This window comes from Propioniciclava soli (assembly GCF_038502305.1).
Lineage (GTDB): Bacteria > Actinomycetota > Actinomycetes > Propionibacteriales > Propionibacteriaceae > Propioniciclava > Propioniciclava soli.
Genome location: NZ_CP115965.1, coordinates 1,877,425 through 1,893,211 on the forward strand (window position 1 = coordinate 1,877,425; position 15,787 = coordinate 1,893,211).

14 protein-coding genes are annotated in these 15,787 nt (G+C 65.4%); 4 read left to right on the forward strand and 10 right to left on the reverse strand.

The features are described from left to right. Positions 1-60 precede the first annotated feature (60 nt). From PCC79_RS08490 to PCC79_RS08515, 6 genes are all read right to left on the reverse strand, one after another. Positions 61-1,125, reverse strand: coding sequence for a hypothetical protein (locus tag PCC79_RS08490; protein WP_232550189.1), 1,065 nt, complete (start codon positions 1,123-1,125; stop codon positions 61-63). Then, complete coding sequence (locus tag PCC79_RS08495) at positions 1,115-2,182, reverse strand: hypothetical protein (RefSeq protein WP_232550188.1); 1,068 nt, start codon at positions 2,180-2,182, stop codon at positions 1,115-1,117. Before PCC79_RS08495 ends, PCC79_RS08490 begins: the two co-directional genes overlap by 11 nt. Then, positions 2,182-3,147, reverse strand: coding sequence for a DNA adenine methylase (locus tag PCC79_RS08500; protein ID WP_342373565.1), 966 nt, complete (start codon positions 3,145-3,147; stop codon positions 2,182-2,184). The genes PCC79_RS08495 and PCC79_RS08500 overlap by 1 nt, the downstream gene beginning before the upstream one ends. Then, complete coding sequence (locus PCC79_RS08505; protein WP_342373566.1) at positions 3,099-4,601, reverse strand: hypothetical protein; 1,503 nt, start codon at positions 4,599-4,601, stop codon at positions 3,099-3,101. Before PCC79_RS08505 ends, PCC79_RS08500 begins: the two co-directional genes overlap by 49 nt. A gap of 68 nt (positions 4,602-4,669) precedes the next feature. Next, positions 4,670-5,182, reverse strand: a complete 513-nt coding sequence (locus PCC79_RS08510; RefSeq protein WP_342373567.1) for a helix-turn-helix domain-containing protein — start codon at positions 5,180-5,182, stop codon at positions 4,670-4,672. A gap of 28 nt (positions 5,183-5,210) precedes the next feature. Continuing rightward, positions 5,211-5,564: a sulfate permease gene (locus PCC79_RS08515; protein ID WP_232550184.1), complete on the reverse strand. Its 354-nt coding sequence runs from the start codon at positions 5,562-5,564 to the stop codon at positions 5,211-5,213. Between the two features lie 233 nt (positions 5,565-5,797). On the opposite strand from PCC79_RS08515, the gene PCC79_RS08520 reads away from it, so the two are divergent. Beyond that, the gene (locus tag PCC79_RS08520) at positions 5,798-6,475 is read left to right on the forward strand and encodes a DUF4062 domain-containing protein (RefSeq protein ID WP_342373568.1); all 678 of its coding nucleotides are present in this window, start codon (positions 5,798-5,800) and stop codon (positions 6,473-6,475) included. Here the strand turns inward: PCC79_RS08520 and PCC79_RS08525 are convergent. Beyond that, positions 6,433-7,583 (reverse strand): IS3 family transposase gene (locus PCC79_RS08525; protein WP_342372059.1). Its coding sequence is split into 2 segments (ribosomal slippage): positions 6,433-7,313 and positions 7,313-7,583, totalling 1,152 coding nucleotides; the frame shifts between segments, so codons are not numbered across the junction. The genes PCC79_RS08520 and PCC79_RS08525 overlap by 43 nt on opposite strands. A gap of 95 nt (positions 7,584-7,678) precedes the next feature. Here PCC79_RS08525 and PCC79_RS08530 point away from each other — a divergent pair. Next, positions 7,679-8,194: a hypothetical protein gene (locus tag PCC79_RS08530; protein ID WP_342373569.1), complete on the forward strand. Its 516-nt coding sequence runs from the start codon at positions 7,679-7,681 to the stop codon at positions 8,192-8,194. 78 nt (positions 8,195-8,272) lie between these two features. Here PCC79_RS08530 and PCC79_RS08535 read toward each other — a convergent pair whose 3' ends face one another. Continuing rightward, a complete protein-coding gene (locus PCC79_RS08535) occupies positions 8,273-9,289 on the reverse strand; it encodes a C-terminal helicase domain-containing protein (protein ID WP_232550182.1) in 1,017 nt (338 codons plus the stop codon). A gap of 165 nt (positions 9,290-9,454) precedes the next feature. On the opposite strand from PCC79_RS08535, the gene PCC79_RS08540 reads away from it, so the two are divergent. Beyond that, positions 9,455-10,060, forward strand: a complete 606-nt coding sequence (locus PCC79_RS08540; RefSeq protein ID WP_342373570.1) for a TetR/AcrR family transcriptional regulator — start codon at positions 9,455-9,457, stop codon at positions 10,058-10,060. Continuing rightward, positions 10,057-11,310 carry an alpha/beta hydrolase gene (locus PCC79_RS08545; protein WP_342373571.1) on the forward strand — a complete coding sequence of 418 codons (1,254 nt, stop codon included), beginning with the start codon at positions 10,057-10,059 and terminating at the stop codon, positions 11,308-11,310. The genes PCC79_RS08540 and PCC79_RS08545 overlap by 4 nt, the downstream gene beginning before the upstream one ends. A gap of 18 nt (positions 11,311-11,328) precedes the next feature. Here the strand turns inward: PCC79_RS08545 and PCC79_RS08550 are convergent, their stop codons facing one another. Together PCC79_RS08550 and mobF are read right to left on the reverse strand one after the other, a co-directional pair. Further along, positions 11,329-12,201: a serine hydrolase domain-containing protein gene (locus tag PCC79_RS08550; RefSeq protein ID WP_232550179.1), complete on the reverse strand. Its 873-nt coding sequence runs from the start codon at positions 12,199-12,201 to the stop codon at positions 11,329-11,331. A gap of 10 nt (positions 12,202-12,211) precedes the next feature. After that, entirely contained in the window at positions 12,212-15,673 is a 3,462-nt protein-coding gene (gene mobF, locus PCC79_RS08555) for a MobF family relaxase (protein ID WP_342373572.1), read from the reverse strand. Positions 15,674-15,787 lie beyond the last annotated feature (114 nt).

Consider the following 15,787-nt stretch of genomic DNA (forward strand, 5'->3'; position numbering starts at 1 on the left):
CCGCCACTCCTTGCTTGAGAGTCCTGTCACTAACCATGACGTGACACGAGGACCCGCCGGTCAGGCTGCCGCGTCCGTCCCCTCAGCGTAGTACAGTGCTCCTGCCGCCCAGGTGCGAACGTAGTCTTCGTGCAGCTCGTACTCCTGCTTGTCGTACCTTCCGCTGACCTTCGAGAGTGCCATCAGCTCGGTCAGCCGAAGTCGGTCGATCACGACGCCGTAGTCGTTCTCACGAAGTCGGGCTTTCTCCGAAGCGACGGTACGAAAGTCCAGCTTCTTCTCCTCGGACTGCTCATGGTGCTGTGGGAACGGTACGAAGAGCATCTCGATGTGCTTGTGCGACGGCGCCTTGTCGAACCAGGGAAGAAAATGGCCATCAATGAAGGACTTGATGGGCTTAGCGGTCCAGTTCCGGCCGGAAGCCACTTGCCCGTACGCGACGATCGAGGCTGCCTGTCCATCGAGGAATGCACGCCACGCGACGATGTCCACGGTGCCGTCGGCGGCATTGGCAGAGAGACCCAAGGGCCGCTCTTCCGGCGCCACTGCGGTGCCCATTGAGGACGCGAGGTCCTGGATCGCTTTGAGCATTCCCGAGCCATCGGGCCGTGGGGAACCGAACCAGTACGCGCGGCCGCCCAGCACCTCGGCTGCCGTCAGATATGACTCGACCTGTAGCGCTCTCGCGCTTGACTTGAACACCTCGTGGTCGCTCTTCGTCGGCAGAAGCTCGGAGTGGATCGCAGAGATCAGGAGGCAGCAGATGTAGCAGTCGTGTGCTGCGACCTCGGCGTCACTCTCCGCTGCGCGACGCCGGAGGGCCCACTTGCCGTACTCCGACACAAGCTCGAACGGATACCGAGCGCCGAGCACTCGCTCGCGGTAGGCAAGCTCCTCGTAGACACGCTCGGAAAGCTCGTCGTTCTCGGGCTCCAGAATCTCCTCGTCGACCAGCTCAGCGTCGATGTCAGTCAGGAGGCTGCCATGGTCGGGTTCCCGTTGAACGGTCTGGCTTCGGATCAGGCTCTGTTCATTCGCGACGGACGCATCCAGCAGGGCATGCAGTTCCACCCAGTCGGCCGCGACGCTCCTCGTCGAGCGGTCCAGAGGCGCATTAACTCTCATCGGAAGAGCGGCCTCCGAGGTGTGCCTCTTTCATCGCATTGACCACGATGGTCACCACGCGAAGGGTTGCTTCCGCGTCGTCGACCAGATCGGACTTCGGGTCGTAGCGAGCGATGATGCGGGAGACGTCTTCGGCGGAGCTGGCGAGCTGGTAGAACGCCTTCTCGAACGCCTTTGCCTTGTCTTCGACGACATCGAAGGCGCGGTCCAGGTCACGGTTGGATTCGAGCACTCGGATTGCCCGCTCGCTGCCCAACACGTTGATGAGTCGTCCGAGATCTGGGTTCTGGCTCCTGATCAGCGATGGCTCGTCTTCTTGACCATAGAGCCACGACAGGAGGTCACGTAGATGCGCTCGGTGCGATGCTGGCACTGGCTGGGACGGAAGCACCGAGTTGTCGCTCTCAGGTAGTCCTAGGAACTGGCGGACGTTGGCTGTCGAGAGCGCGGTGTAGAGGTGGGAGAAGTAGAACGATTTCTTAGAACGGAGTTCGCGGTCGAAGAGCTTGGTGTTCTCCGCTTGCTCTAGCACGACGACGCCGTTGACGAGTCTGCTGACGGTGTTGTGTCCGTCGCCCAGCCTGCGGCTGACTTCGTCGATGTCGTCTCCGTCTTGGAGCCATGAATGCGCGAATCGCGCCTTCGCGTAGGAGTCCCATTTGAAGGCGCCGTTGACGTGCTTGAAACCGATGAAGTCGCGTGCTTCTTTGCGGCTACCGACGTAGTTGACCTGGATCTCGGTCGGTATGGCGTTCGCGTGTAGTGGCTGCGGCAGCGTCACTTTGAACTGCTGCTGGAGGCGGGGGCTCGCGATGATGCGCAAGGCCGCGAGGCGCCGGTTGCCCTCGACGACGGTCCGTGTTGATTCCTCGACGATGAGAGGCTCGAAGTCGAGCCACCCTGAGTTGCCGATGGACTGGATCAGCTCGCCCAGGTCGGCCTGTGCGTAGAGGTAGGCGATTGCCTCTTCCTCGTCAGTGAACTTCGCGTCGGGGATGCGCGGGTTCGCGAGGTCGAGAGAGAGCGTGTCGGGTGATGCTTTGTCCAGCCGCGCCATCAGCGTGCTCCTTCTGTAGCGGCGTCTGCCAGCTGCACGAGGCCGGCATGGGCAGACTCGATCTCCTCGGGAATAGACAGTTCCGTCGAGAACACCATGATTTCGCTGGCTTTCATCACACGGTGAGCCGAATAGTTCAGTGCGAAGAGTCTCCTGCGCAGATCTGCGTAGAGTTCTGCGACCTGCGGCACGTTGTCGTAGGTGAGAATCCACTTTGCCCGCTGCACACCTTTGAGGCAGTCAGCGAGAGCGCGGTGGTCGGAGTCTTGGAAGGCGTTGAGATAGAGCGATCCTGCCTTCTCGAAGTAGGGCGGATCGGCGTAGATGAAGGCGTCGTCGCGGTCCGAGTACCGCTCGATGACACGCAGACCATCCTCGTTGGTCACGGCTATGCGGTCTGCGTGCAGCGCGATCAGACGAATGCGCTCGGCCAGACCCTCGCGGTTGAAGCGAGCGTCGATCTTGTAGTTGCCCGTCTGGTCCTTCCCGCCGATGGGTCCTCCGTTGAGGACGCCTGAGCGGTTGGTTCGATTGAGATAGAACGTTGCGAACCCGAGCGGGAGGTGGTTGTCGCGGGCGGAGGTCAGATAGATCTCGCGCTGTCGTTCCCACTCATCGACGGAGAGTTCGACGCTATTGACTAGCGCGGTGAACTCGTCGGGCTGAGTGACGACTGCGTTCCAGAACGCGAACACGGCAGGATCAAGGTCGTTGATCGCGATCCGCTCGACCTGACCGGAGACGAGCAGGGCAAGAGCCGCGCCCGCACCCCCTGCGTAGGGTTCGACGTACACGCTTGAGGTGAGGTTGTTCTCTCGGATGATGGTCCGCAGGCGTGAGTAGAGCAGGCCTTTGCCACCGGGGTAACGCAGCGGTGAGATTGTCACTCGTTTACGTGCAGATGTCGCTGTTTGGGTCATGGTTTGAGGACCGCCTTCATGACTCCTTCGATGGTCGCCCAGCATTCACGAACGTCGTCGGGTGTAGCAAAAATGTGATGGTTGTGGTTGGTGGCATCGAGGTGTGCTTTGGAGCCCACGAAGCCGTAGCGTCCACCTCGGATCTTCTGAACGGGCTGGATGAATGCGGTCTGTCCGGTGGACTTGAAGTGCTGTTCGAGCCAGACGAGGCAGTTCGAGAGGTACACGAAGCCTTGCTCGTTCGAGCTCTTCTTGATCTCCTCGCCGAGCACCTCGCCGTGGGCCTTGATCGTCTTTTCCAGGAAGGTCCGGAGCAAGTCAAGTGTCGCGTTTGGGAAGCGCTGGATGTTGAGCGCCGACAGCTCCTTCACGATCTCGTGTATCGAAGCGGGGAACGACGTCGGGACGGTCAGGTTGTCGGTGTTGAGGTAGTTCCTCTTACGCGGAAGCGGCTTCGGCTTGTCCCGTCCAGCGTCATTTGATTCGGGAGAGTCGCCATCTGCGCCGTCACGAGCCTGCGATCTCTGCTCCTGACCGTCGGAGCCCGAGGGCTGACTGCCGTTCGCCGCGGGGTTCGACGCGTCGGAGTGTGTGCTGTCCGGCTCGCCGTTGGCTGGCTCGTCGTCCTTATGCTCGTCGAGCAGGTCGCGAAGGTCGTCCATGTACTCGACGTATCGGTCGCTTGAGGTCTTGTTGAGGGTACGCGTGTTGATCACGCCGTCGCGGATGTCGCTCACGATCTTTGTCGCGACTCGCTTGAACAGGCCGGCGCTTGAGACGAGGGTGACCTCTCCTGTGCCGTTCTGGATGTGGATTCCGACGAGGTCGAGGAACCTCTCGTTCTCGTAGAGGCGCGCGAGGGTCGACACCGGGAAGCGGCGTTTGCGTGCGTAGTCGCCCAATGACGGGTCGTCGTAGGTGACGTTGCGGAAAAGTTCGAGAATCTTGCTCCGCGTGATGAACTTGCGGACGTCGATCGTTGGATACTGGGCGATCAGCTCCTCCGGCGATTTGCCGGCGTCGAGCTGCGCCTGGAAGAACGCGGCCTGCCTGGCGGGACCCCACGCCACGCGTTGATTGCCGGTGTGAAGTGCTGCGACGAGTTGGTCGGCATCGTCCTGCGAAGGCGCTTTCTTGACGGTGATACGGCGGATCGCGGCACGATCGGGCACGGACTGCGCGAGCTTTCCGATGCGCGCTTGGTGATCGGGCGCGAGGTACGGGTTCTGGATGGCCTTCAGCGCGGCGACACGTCGATTTCCCTCGACCACGATCAGTTGACCGTCACGCTCCAGGACGATGGGAACTTCGTGTGTCAGCAGGCCGACCTTGGCGATACCTTCGACGAGGCTCAGTGCCTTCTCGTTGGTGAACAAGTCCTGGACGATGTCGGATTCCGGAACGCCTTCGGGGATGTCGAGTCGGACGTTGCGCGGGTCGAGTCGGACGTCGTTGACAACGTCGACGACCAACTCCTCCCACGTAGACATGTCGATCATGACGTCCCCCGTTCAGCGAGAGCGTCTCGATTGGCAAGGGACGTGCGGACGGTATCGCGTGCTGTCACTCAGTCCCCCACACTCTTCGCGGTGTCCTTGCTGCCTCGGACCACTGCGAGAACGTCGCTGCGGAGGAAGCGCCAGGCCCGTCCGACTTTCTCGCCGGGCAGGGAGCCTTCGCGGGCGAGCGCGAGCACGGTCTTGGTGCTCACGCGCAGCAGCGCGGCAGCCTCCTCCGTCGTGAGAACTTCGTGTTCTTCCGCCATCTTCTCGCACGCTCCTCTTGCGGGGTCTAACGTCAGGCTATCAGCGACGGCCGTCAGTGACGTCGGTCCGCGCGGAGTGGCGGTGCCGCCCGTGCTGCCCGCGAGGGAAGGCCTGCTCCTCGCGTTAGGGAACGAGGAAGCCCGATCGGCATCGAGAGCCTCCTGGTCGCCGCGGTGTCCCCGTGACTGGCCGACCTCTTGCAGCGTGAGGCGGATCAGGGCTTCGCTGAGCTTGTGCAGGTCGGGCGGGGCACGGTGCACCGCGCGGACGGCGAACTGTCGTTCGTCGTAGCGGCGCCGGGCGGTCTTCTTCACGTACGCGCCCATCACGCACCTCCCCCTCCTACGCGGCGACCATGGGCCGGTGGTCGGCACATTGCTCGCGGCGGCGTGTGGCGTGCTCGCGGAGGCGGGCGCGGAGCAGGAGGACGAGGCTGACCGGTCCCATGATGGCGAACTTCATCGCGTTGTAGATGAACAGCAGCACGAGTAGGTGCAGCCAGCCGGGACCGCCGCCGGCGATGAGTTGCACGCAGAGGTTCGCGGCGTACAAGTACGGGATGGCCAGGAGCATCGCCGGCAGGCCCCAGCGCAGTCCGCGGCGGGTGCGGATGGTGTCGAGCAGGATGTTGGTGGGCATGTAGCGGCGCAGGAAGTAGCGGGTGTGGACGCTGAGAGCCCAGATGAGTCGGAGCATGGACAGACCTCTTCAAGGGTTCGGCAACAAGAACCTGAAAGGACCGTCCGTTCCCGGGAGGGTCATACCGTCGCAAGGAGCGACAGCGCCGCATAAGAGGCCGCCTCAGGAGTCAGTGTACGACGCCGCGCAGACATCGGGAAGAGGCGAAGGTGCCTGGCGCCCGCGCTCGCTGGGGTGTGCGGCTCGCGTGTGCGCTCCGCGTCTGGGCGTGTCCGTGGTGGACTTGAGGCATGGATGATGCGTCGTTGCTGATCGACCAGCGCTCGGCCTCCCTGGCTGGCGCCGGGGAGGATGTGCGGGCGTGGGCGCGCGGGCGGCGGGTGTTCGTGTCCAGCCTGATCACCGACATGCCCGACGAGCGGGCCGCGGTGCGGGCAGCGATCGAGTCGGTCGGGGCGACGGCGGTGATGTTCGAGGATCTCGGAGCGCAGGACATCTCGGCCGAGCAGGCCTACCTCTCCGGGGTGCGCAGCTCCGAGGTCTACGTGGGCATGTGGGGTTCGCGTTACGGCGTGCGGATGCCCGACGGGTACTCGGCCACGCATGCGGAGTTCTTGGAGGCCGAGCGCAACGGCCTGCGGCTGTGCCTGTTCGTGCACGGCGAGACCGGCGGGGAGATGGACGGTGCGCAGCGCGATCTGATCCAGGGTGCCCGCAACCTGTACACGACGAGCCCATGGAGTGACCCGGACGACCTCGGTCGGCGGGTGCGGCGACGTCTGGAGGAGCTGGCTGCGGAGGAGCTGGCCCCCTGGGTGCGGGTGGGCCGGACGCTGTTTCGTGCGCGCGAGATCACCAACGACGGGAAGACGATCTCGCTCACCGCGTCGGTGCGCGGCGACGCGGTCCATGTGGGCCGCCCCCGTCATTCGGTCCGGACGGTGTGTGAGTCGTCGGTTTCGATTTGATGGGTGCATTGCCGAGCGTACTCGGCTGGGGTTAGGTAGCCGAGCGAGGAGTGCCGGCGGTGGTGGTTGTACTCGTCCTTCCAGTCGCCGATCACGACCTGTGCGTGCAGTAGCGAGTAGAAGCTGTTGATGTTGAGACACTCGTCGCGGATCCGGCTGTTGAATGACTCGACGTACCCGTTGCGCCACGGCGAGCCCGGCGGGATGTAGGACAGGCCGGTGCGGGTGCCGGCCCAGTCGGCCATCGCCTCGCTGATGAACTCCGGCCCGTTGTCCGACCTGAGCACCGCCGGGGCGCCCCGGGCGGCGACGAGGTCCTCGAGGTGGGCGGTGAGTCGGTCGGCGGTAATCGAGCGCTCCACGAGGCCGCCGATGCACTCCCGGGTGTGTTCGTCGACGATCGAGCAGATCTTGATCGGTCGTCCGTGCTCGTCGGCGTCGAACTGGAAGTCCACCGCCCACACCACGTTCGGCGCGTCCGCCGTCGGCGCGTCGACGGTCGAAGATCCGACGCGCTTGCGTCGACGCCGCTGCGGGACCCGGAGCCCTTCGTCACGCCACAGGCGTTGGATCTTCTTGTGGTTCACCACCCACCCCTCGGCGCGGGCGTCGTGATACGCCCGCCGATACCCGTAGCGGGGATGGTCCTTCGCCCAGGCGCGCAGCCACTCCCGCAGCGCCCGATCCGGGTCCGCGACCGTGTCGCCCTTGAGCGGTCGCCGGTACGCGGAGCGGCTCAGCCCGACCAGACGGCACGCCATCCGCTCGCTCACCTGCAGTGTCCTGATCAGGTGCGCGACGGCGGCACGGCGCCTGCCCGGGCCTAGAAGTTTCCCTCAGCCAGCTCCTTGAGCGCGGCCTTCTCCAGCTCCGCTTCCGCGAGCAGACGCTTCAGGGTCGCGTTCTGCTTCTCCAGCTCCTTCAGGCGCTTTGCGTCGTCGGCCTTGAGGCCGCCGTACTGGTTCCGCCACCGGTAGTACGTCTGCTCGGACACCCCCAGCTCCCGGCACACCGCCGCGACATCCTGACCATCGGCGAGCATCCTGTCGGCCTGCCCGAGCTTACGGACGACCTGCTCCGGAGTGTGACGCTTCCTACTGTTCGTCATGATCTGACCAGTCTCCCTGCCCGCCACCGCGGGCAACAGGACGACTCTCATAACGACCGGACCTACGAAACGGGGTCAGCCCACATGCCGAGCTGGTGCGTCTGCGGGACAGCCGGGCCGGCGGTGTCCCGTTCGCCTCCCCTCATATCGCGCTGCCCGTGCAGATCGCGGAGCTGTCCACCAGGACCGTCTCGACGATCGGTCATGAGGAGCGGTTGACGTTGGTCATCCAGGAGCAGCGGGGCTCGACCATGCGCGCGTCCATCAACGGGATATCGGCCGACGAGGTGGTCCAGCAGGCGCTTTCCGATGGGCTGTTCGGCACCTCGCTGCTCGGCCAGCAGATGGGGTGGATGGTGCGGCCGATCGATCCCCTGGCACCACTGCGCGGGCTGGGCCTGGACGACAGCGTCCTGCGGTCGGTGGCGCGACTGCTGTTCACTGAACGGCTGGTCACCGACCAGGCCGCATCCAGAATCGACTCGTTCGCGCTCGGCCCCTCCCACCAGGGCACGCGACGCCTGCGGGCCACCTGGACCCCGCCGCAGCTCTATACGAATGGACCGGACCCAGCACCCGTCTCGATCGACGGCGCCGTGACGGGCCTGTGATGGAGACGGTCGCTCAGAGGATGGACCTGCGTGGCGCGGGTCTTGTGGATCGGCCAAGCCTGCTTCAGGTTCATGTGATTACAGACTGAGCGGGTCCCGCTCCTGCGTGCGACGCGTCGTGGGCTCATCCGCGCTGTTGATGATTCGGCCGGCGTGGTCGAGGGCGGTCTGCGCGCGGTCGGCGTCGATCTTCTGCGCGGTCGACGCGGCCGGGGCACCCAGGGGTGTGTCGTCGGTGATGCCGTATCGGTCGCGGTAGGCCGCGACCGTCCTGGCCTGCTGGCGCCATGCCCGCCGCTGGGCTGCCGTCCGCGGCGGTGTCCCAAGGAGTGTGGTCCAGGCGGCGCCCCGGTCGAGAGCGGTGTCGAGGACGGCATCGGCTCGCTGCTCGATCAGCTCACGTCGCTCATCGAGGGCGTGGCGCATGTCGTCGCTCATCTCGCCCCGGGCAGGCGGGATGAGCCCCGCGATCAGCCGGGGACTCTTGCGGGTGCGTCCGGACCCGGCCGGGCGAGCGGTGGCGCGGGCGAGCCGGTGGTGCAGGACCGAGGCGAGGTCGTCAGCGTCTGCGAGGTCGCGCGCGGCGACCAGGCGCGGGAACAAGCGGTCCAGGTCGCGGTGGTTGGCCTCCGCCCTGCGCAGCTCGGCGGTGAGTGCACCGAAGGTCTCCGACTCCACGACCGCCTCGGCCTGCTCCGACGTGAGGCCGGCGGCGCGAATGAGGGTCACCCAGCGGTCGTGTTGGGCTGCGCCGGCGATGGTCTCGTACTCCGCGGCAAGCTGGGCGATCGTGCCCCACTGCTCGTGTTCGGCGGTGACGGTCTCGTGCGCGGACAGCTCGGCACCCACATGGTGCAGGACGCCGTAGAGCACCGACCTGCCGGTGGCGTCGGGGTTGTCACCGGGATGCGGATGGGCGTGGTCGTCGGCGCGGTCGAGGATCACGTAGGCGCGGTTGGAGTGTTTGCCGCGAGTCATCGCGACGTAGAGGTTCTCCCGCGTGGTCGTCGGCTCGACCAGGACGTGCGCTGTGTCGACGGTGACGCCCTGTGCGCGGTGGGCGGTGATCGCGTAGCCGAGGTGCCCCAAACACATTCACCCGTGATCGTGCGCGTGTGCGCGGTTCCAGGATATCCATGCCGCCGTCAGTGTGGCTGAGGGAGCGCAGTGGGCACGCGAATTCTCGCGGGTGGCGCGCTGATCGGCCAGCGAAGGAGATGCGCGGAACCTGAAAGTAGCACGTCGTGCTAGTTTCAGTGTATGGCGTATTCGGGTCACGAGGAGCGGCGGGAGCGGATTCTGTCGGCTGCTGCGGGATTGCTGGCAGAGTCCGGGATGGAGCGATTGTCAGTGCGCGCGGTGGCCGATGCTGCGGGCATCGGGATGGGGACGCTTCGGCACTACTTCCCTAACCAGAAGTCGCTGCATCAGGCGCTGATCGCGAAGCTGGTGGATTACGAGACCGAGGACTTCGAGATTCATAACCACCGGCTCTCGGCGGCGGATGGGCTGGAGCGGTGCATGTTGCAGTTCGTGCCGACATCGGAGGAATCAGCGCATTTGCTCGACGTGTGGTTCGGGATGTACCGGGTCGGCCTCGATCCTGCGGGTGCGCCGTTCGCACACGAGTTCCTGGAGACGTCGACCGTCAGATCCCGCGAACGCATCCGTGAATGGTTGGAAGCCCTCGCGAAGGAAGGACACCTTGACCCCTCCGAGATTCGCACACGAGCACTCGAACTGAGCGCTCTCATCGCTGGAGTGTGCTTAGAGCTGGTCACACCCGGTTCAGAAATGACGTTGAACGATGCGAACAGCATCGTGCGCCGCGCCGCACGCGCGATACCGAAAGAAGACCACGAATGACGAACGCGCGAAACACTGAGACGACGAACGGCAGCATGCCTCACGACGCTTGGCAACGGCGGCGAAGTGCTCTCGCGAAGAGTCCTGGCGTCGCCACGGTCACTCGTGAACTGTCGGATGACCGGGCATTGTCGCTCGCGTATGTACGCAGCGGCCCCCGGGCCTCAGCTCCGGTGCTGGTAATCCCCGGCGGTCCTGGCCTGGGCTCAGTTTTGCCCTACCAACGGTTCCGCGCCGCCGCGACCAAGCACGGGATCGACGTGCTCATGGTCGAGCATCGCGGCGTCGGCATGTCGCGTAAAACCAAGGACGGCATCGACCTCCGCCCGGAAGACATCACCATCCGCGACGTGCTCGGCGATCTGACCGCTGTACTCGACGCCGAGGGCATCGAGCAGGTCACCGTGTACGGGTCGTCCTACGGCAGCTACCTGGCGGGCACGTTCGGCGCGCTGTATCCGAACCGGGTCAGTGGCATGATCCTGGACTCCCCGATGCTCGACGCCTTGAGTAAACACGAAACCGCGCGGGAACTGAACCGCCTCTACTGGCACGGAACCGAGACGACCACCGAACACGCATCGCGCGTTCGTGAACTTGTTGACCGCGGAACGATCCCGGTAGGAGATGCCGGATTGCCGATCCAGTTGCTGCACGAGTCCGGCGGACCAGAACTCGTCGCTACGATGCTCACCCTGCTGGAGCGAGGGAAAGGTGCCCGTGTGTGGTCATGGCTGAACCGACTCGGCGCTACGGACGTCATGGAGACCCGCCCGTTCCTCATGGAGTTTGATCTGGTCGCCCGCAGCGCATTCACCGAACTCGGCTACGGCCTCCCGCACGAACCCACTTTGGGGCCGTTGCGCAGCGATGAATCGTTCGTAGGACTCGCCGACAGGTTCCCTCCGTTCGCGGCCGACCCCGTTGACATCCGTGGAGCGCTTGCGGGCTTTGACTGGCCGATGCTCGTGCTATCCGGCGACCGGGACGTGCGCACGCCACGGACGGTCGCGGAACATGTCATAGCTCACGCCGCCAACGCGGTTCTCGTACCCATCGAGCAGCACGGGCACAGCGCACTTGACACCGCGCAACACCTTGCGATCAACGCGATACGGAATTTCGCGAACGTACAAAGAACGTCGCCAGCCCCTGGTGCTGCGAAGCAGACGGCGCAACGATCGATAATCGCTCGCCTGATCTCGTTCCGGCTTGCGCTCGCCAAGGTTCTCCCGAAAGCAGCAAGCTGACGGTTACCCGTTATACCGTCAGGGTGGAGGGTGGTCTCGTTCGACTCTGGTGGCGATTTTGTCGGCTCGACCAAAGTTGTAGCCGAGCGTGTGCACGGTCACGACCCGTGATCCATCATGCGAGACACCGATGAATGCTCCGTGATCGCGGTTGTGGCCGTTGTGCCACCACAGTGTGGGATCGTCCATCCACCCGAACGGCTTCACGCCGGGTGACTGTGCGGCTATAGCGATGGCGTACTGTTCGAGCGCGTCGAAGGTGCCATGCACTCCGCCCGCGCCGATGAACGGGCCGGTGTCCGCCCACTGCTGGCGGATGCCACCCGCCCAGGTGCGCAGCACCGGCACGCGCTCGGGGTCCGGGCGGATCGCCACGTCGGTGATACCGAGCGGCGTGAATACTTCCTTGGTGGCGAGTGTCCACCAATCACGTCCGGTGACGACTTCGAGCAGCCGGGTCAGCACGGCGTATCCCAGGTTGGAGTAGTCGGACGTGCCCACGGTGCCGCTGTGCTGTTCCGCGAGAGTCGGTAGCACCTTGGCGTCGAAATACGCGGTCGTGTACTTCGCGTACGGGTCGCGCGCTTCTGCCACGGTCGTGACCATGCCCTTCGGGACTCTCGGCAGACCGGAGGTGTGCATCACTAGGGATCGAACATCGACCGCCGTCGACAGCTTCGCCTCTGGCAAGTACTCGCTGACGGGCGCTGAGAGGTCGAGGGTGCCTGCGTGAGCGAGTTGCTCGGTGATCCGGGCGGTGACGGTCTTGCCGATCGATCCCCATTCGAGCATCGGGGAACCCTGGTGCAGCGGCCCGATCTGCTCGGCTGTGATGTCGCCGTCGTCGCGGAGCCGGTACGCCTGACTCTTCCGACGTACCAACCAACTCATGCCATCAAGCCTATAGACCTCGACTGACGCCGCCCTGTCCAGGGGTGCTCCGCTGCTGCCCGAACTCCTGGCTGGCGCGCTCCCGCTCGGCCCTCTCAGCAGCGAGCGCGGCTTGCGCGGCACGAGTCTGCTCGATCCGCACTGCGGCTTCAGTCGGGGTGAGCGAGCGCAGCATCTCAGCTTCTTCCTTCGCCCGCCTCGCGGCCTCTGCTGATCTCACGGCCTGCTGCGCGGGGTTCGCGCTCAGGTACGCCTGCCGATTGCGGGTCACAGCCTCCGCGCCGAACACTCGCGCGTAGGCCGCGACCCGTGCTTCCTGTGCGCGTTGAGGTCTGGACAATAGCGCGTCACGAGCTTCCTGCTGTTGCTGCTCAGCATCGGACACGCGCGGGTCGTCATCGACCCGCGAACGGGTGACTCGCTGGACCCAGCTGTCGGCTGCTTCGTTCAGCGTTGGAATCTCACCCCACTCGTTGGCCAGGCTTTGACGCGCTGTGGATGCTCGTGCTCTGGCGTGTTCGTGTTCATCGCGGGCACGCCGTTTCGCGAACCACGATGCCGTCCGCGCCTGCTCTCCTGCCACACGCTCGGCGCTGACAGCCTCCTGCCATTTGGCGAGAGCATCTCTCGCTGCGGCGGAAACAGGCGCGGAGACCTCGTCGCGTACCTGCTCGGCCCGCTCTCGCGCATCCTGCTCGGCTATACGCGCTGTCTCGCGCCTGGTGCTCTCCGCGGCACGGAGGTCTGCAAGAACCGTAGCGACCTCTTGCCAGCGTTCAGCCTGCGCCTGAGCAAGCTCCGCGCGCTGCACAAGAGACACAATTTCCTGGTTCACGAACGACACGGGGCCGCTCTTGACGATGCCGCGCACCGCTTCGGCGGCTCGTGCGGTGGCGCGGTCGAGGCCTCGGTCTGCGTGGTCGCGTTCCATCGCTGCGACGAACTGCACCCGCGCATCAGCCATGCTCTCAGCGACGACGTGCAGCCGGTTGTGCTCGCGGCCTCGAGTCATGCCGACGTAGACGCCAGCCGCGCTAGTCGCGTCGGTGAGCATCGTGTGCGAGGTATCGACGGTTGCGCCTTGGACGCCGTAGGCGGTGGCCGCGTAGGACAGGTGCGCGTGCTCGCTCACGTACTCAGGCGGAAGGGCGACCGTGCGCGGGTTTCTGCATCTGCTGGCGGCTTCTCGCGCGTAGAGGGTGCCATCGTTCTCGACGTGTTGGACGATCCACTGTTGCCGGTTCGCCACGCCGAGCGCGGTGTCGTTCTTCCGCGTCTGGATCAGATCACCCCGACCGATAGGCAGATCGTCGCTGCCTGTCGCCGTGATCGTGTCATCGACCTCGCCTCGTTCGACTCGCCCCGCGCGGATGCGGTCGTTCAACGCGGCGGCCTCGTCGTTCGAGGCAACCGTGATCGCCTCCCTCTCGCGGGCGTGGGTGGTGATGTGGTCGCGGGACTGCTCCTCGTCGGTGTGCAGGGTGATGAGGCCCATTGCGGCGAGTCGGTCGAACACGTCGCCGGGGTTCTCCCGGTCGCGCATGGTCAGCGTGAGCGCCGCGTACTCGGCGTCTGCGAACCGGTGCAGTTCGGTCATGTCGTAGGTACGGCCACGAATCTGCGCTGCCATGTCGAGTACCCCGCCCCGTCCGACGGCGGGGAGTTGGGCGCGGTCGCCGACGAGCGCAACCGTCGCGCCCGCCTCGGCGGTCACAACGAGGAGTGCGCGGGCGGTGTCTTGGTCGAGCATCCCGGCCTCGTCCACGATCACCCGCTCACCCCGACGCAGCACTGCATCGTGCGGCGGGCCGGCGTAGGTGCGTCCTGTGTCGGGGTCTGTGTCGCCAGTGGCCAGGCGGGTCCATACGCCGTCACGGTTCCACCGCCACCCGTGCGAATGCACCAGTGCAGCAACGGAGGTAGCGGGGATGCCGAGTTCTTCGTGCGCGGCCTGCGCCGCACGCAGCGTCGGCGCAACCACCCGCGACCCCCGCCCATGCTCGGTGGCGACGTCGATGGCGGTGCGCAGCATCGTCGTCTTCCCGCTGCCCGCAGCGCCCTCCACGATCACCAACGGATCAGACGACGCAACCGCAGCAGCAGCCACCGTCTGCCCTTCGTCCAGCCCCGCCGCGCGTGCGGCCTCGCTCACGTCCGGATGCTCCGGCCCTTGCTCCCGCACAGCAGCGGTGAGCCGGTCACGCAGCGCGGTTTCGGCGGCGACCACGGTGAGGCTGGTCAGGTGCGCGACATGCTCCGGCGTCGCCGCATCCGGCGGCAGCACGGAGAAGCAATCCGATATTGCAAGCTCGGTCGCTATCGTGATGAACTCCCGCAACTCAGCCGGTGCTGCGTGCACGCCGTGCTCGGTGATGATGCGGGTGACATGCTCCTGCACCGTGTGCCGTGTCCATGCTGATGACGCGGCGGCGCAACGATCCAGTGCCCTTGATGCAACCTCCTGCACAGCAAGATCATCCAACAGCACCAGGCGCTGCACGGTGCTGCGTTGCCGCTCAGCGGGGTCGTATCCGGCGTCGGCGAGTTCCTGCATCCACCACTGCTCATCTTTCAGATCGGCGGGCTTCTTCCCAGGCCGCTGGTGCGTCCAAGCGATGCCCTGCAACCTCGCGGTCATGACCGGGCCGAGCGCTTCGCCGGGGTGCTCGGTTTCCCATTCGGCTTCGAGCCGGTCGAGGTTGCGTCTGATCTGCGCTGACCGCTTCGACATGACCGCGTTGAACGGCTCCAACTCCATCACCTCGCCACTTACCGGGTCGAGAGTCAGCCCGCGCTCTGCGAGGGTCTGAGCGAGGTGCGGGTGCGCGGCGATGACCGCGGTGCCGAGGGCGCGGATCGCGCCTTGCTGCTTGAACAACGCGGCTGTATCGAGTGCTCGCCACTTCCCAGCCGCCCACACCCGAGTGCCGATCTGCATATGGATATGCCGGTGGGGATCACCGGCCCGCGAGGTCTTGTGCCGGATGCCGACGACTTGCATGTGCTCAATGGGCGCGACCTCCCGAGCATCACGCGGGCCGACCCTGGTGACGGAGTGCTGACCAAGCCACCGGCGAATTTCCCCGAGCGCATCGTGCTGGGCGGCGTCGAGGGCTTCGGAGACCTCGGGATGGAGGGCAGCGGCTACCGACAAGGATTTGGGCGCGTTGATCGTCATCTCCGCGAACAACGGCGAACCCTTCGTCCCCTCAGCGGCCGCACGCGGGGTGCCCATCGACTCGCCTGTGATCGGCTCTGTCCAGTCCACCCACGCCTCATACTCCTCGGCGGCCAGGGAACGGGTGGCCATGACCTCACCACTGCCGTCAAGCACGCTGTACTCGGCTACGGCGTCGTCCGCGCCGAGGTAGTAATCGTCCGCGCGGGAGCGGTCGGCCTCGACATACCGGCGTGCGGCAGCTCCGCTGCCCCGGAACAGGATCACCCCACCCTTCATCTGGGCCTCCCTCATGAGTCGTCTCATGAGGGAGGTGCGCACGCCCCACCCACGGTGGCATACGTGCATACTCATTTCACTTTGTCGGTTAGGAAGACAGAAGCGTGTAAGCGAGTGACTGAGCGGGTT

Bases quoted from the DNA above. Each gene is read 5' to 3' on its own strand.
- mobF (WP_342373572.1), bottom strand. From the start codon at position 15,673: ATGAGGGAGGCCCAGATGAAGGGTGGGGTGATCCTGTTCCGGGGCAGC.
- PCC79_RS08520 (WP_342373568.1), top strand. From the start codon at position 5,798: ATGGATGATGCGTCGTTGCTGATCGACCAGCGCTCGGCCTCCCTGGCT.
- PCC79_RS08515 (WP_232550184.1), bottom strand. From the start codon at position 5,564: ATGCTCCGACTCATCTGGGCTCTCAGCGTCCACACCCGCTACTTCCTG.
- PCC79_RS08500 (WP_342373565.1), bottom strand. From the start codon at position 3,147: ATGCTGGGCGACCATCGAAGGAGTCATGAAGGCGGTCCTCAAACCATG.
- PCC79_RS08490 (WP_232550189.1), bottom strand. From the start codon at position 1,125: ATGAGAGTTAATGCGCCTCTGGACCGCTCGACGAGGAGCGTCGCGGCC.
- PCC79_RS08545 (WP_342373571.1), top strand. From the start codon at position 10,057: ATGACGAACGCGCGAAACACTGAGACGACGAACGGCAGCATGCCTCAC.
- PCC79_RS08540 (WP_342373570.1), top strand. From the start codon at position 9,455: ATGGCGTATTCGGGTCACGAGGAGCGGCGGGAGCGGATTCTGTCGGCT.
- PCC79_RS08550 (WP_232550179.1), bottom strand. From the start codon at position 12,201: ATGAGTTGGTTGGTACGTCGGAAGAGTCAGGCGTACCGGCTCCGCGAC.
- PCC79_RS08495 (WP_232550188.1), bottom strand. From the start codon at position 2,182: ATGGCGCGGCTGGACAAAGCATCACCCGACACGCTCTCTCTCGACCTC.
- PCC79_RS08505 (WP_342373566.1), bottom strand. From the start codon at position 4,601: ATGATCGACATGTCTACGTGGGAGGAGTTGGTCGTCGACGTTGTCAAC.
- PCC79_RS08535 (WP_232550182.1), bottom strand. From the start codon at position 9,289: ATGTGTTTGGGGCACCTCGGCTACGCGATCACCGCCCACCGCGCACAG.